Below are 1,381 nucleotides of genomic sequence, written 5' to 3' on the forward strand. Positions count from 1 at the left end.
GGGTCTGTCAAAAGAACGGTGTAACTCGGGTTGTTGAGGGTTACTGTCGGGCTGCGGAGAGTCGGCCGTCGAAGGTGATGTCGAAGGCGTTCAGTGCGGTCTTCCAGCGCATGGTCCAGCGGGCCTGGCCCTTCCCGGTGGGGTCCAGGGACATGATCGCCATGTAGACGCACTTCAGGGCGGCCTGCTCGTTCGGGAAGTGGCCGCGGGCTTTCACCGCCCGTCGGATCCGCGCGTTCACGGACTCGATCGCGTTCGTCGTGCAGACGATGCGGCGGATCTCGGTGTCGAAGCGGAGGAACGGGGTGAACTCCTCCCACGCGTTCTCCCAGAGCCGCACGATCGCGGGATACTTCCGGCCCCAGGCGTCGGCGAACTCGGCGAACCGCCCGAGTGCGGCCTCCTCGGTCGCCGCGGTATAGACGGGCTTGAGGAGCTTGGCAATCTTGTCCCAGTCCTGGCGGGCGGCATAGCGGAATGAGTTCCGCAGCAGGTGGACCACGCAAGTCTGCACGATCGTCTTCGGCCAGACAGCCTCGACGGCGTCGGGAAGGCCCTTGAGCCCGTCGCAGACCAGCATGAGAACGTCGTTCACGCCGCGGTTCTTGATCTCGGTGAGGATGTGCATCCAGTGCTTGGCGCCCTCGCCACCGTCGCCGGCCCACAGCCCGAGGATGTCGCGCCGGCCCTCGGCCGTGACCGCCAGGGCCACGTAGATGGGCCGGTTCGCCACCGCGCCGTCGCGGATCTTCACGTGGATCGCGTCGATGAAGACCACCGGGTAGACGGCGTCCAGGGGCCGGTTCTGCCATTCGGCCATGCCCTCGAGGACCTTGTCGGTGATCGTGGAGATCGTCTGGCGGGAGACGTCGGCGCCGTAGACCTCGGCGAGGTGGGCCTGGACCTCGCCGGTGGTCAGGCCCTTCGCCGCGAGCGAGATGACCATCTCGTCCACGCCGGACAGACGCTTCTGCCGCTTCTTGACGATCTTCGGCTCGAAGGAACCCTCGCGGTCGCGGGGCACGGTTATCTCCACCGGGCCGACATCGGTCAGTACGGTCTTGGTGCGGGTTCCGTTGCGCGAGTTGCCGCCGTTCTTCCCGGCGGGATCGTGCTTGTCATAGCCGAGGTGGTCGGTGATCTCGCCCTCGAGGGCGGACTCCAACAGCCGCTTGGTCAGCTGCTGGAGCAGTCCGCCCTCCCCGGTCAACTGAAGTCCCTCGGCCTGAGCCCGGCTCACCAGCTCGTCAATCAGCCGGTCGTCCACAGACTTCGCCGGCACCGCCTCAGACAGCTCGATGGACTCGGCCTCGGTCATGTTGTTGCTGGTCATCGGTGCATCTTCCGTGATCAGGAGTTACACCGAACGTTTTACAGTCCC

Annotated in this window: 1 protein-coding gene; it reads right to left on the minus strand. The window is 65.8% G+C overall.

Annotated elements, in window-relative coordinates; all coding sequences use genetic code 11:
• Window positions 1-40: 40 nt before the first annotated feature.
• Entirely contained in the window at window positions 41-1,318 is a 1,278-nt protein-coding gene (locus ACIPEK_RS46675) for an IS256 family transposase (RefSeq protein WP_401944582.1), read from the minus strand.
• Between the last annotated feature and the right edge of the window lie 63 nt (window positions 1,319-1,381).

The sequence above is a fragment of the Streptomyces sp. NPDC088246 genome, assembly GCF_044741025.1.
In the GTDB taxonomy this organism is placed as follows: Bacteria; Actinomycetota; Actinomycetes; order Streptomycetales; family Streptomycetaceae; genus Streptomyces.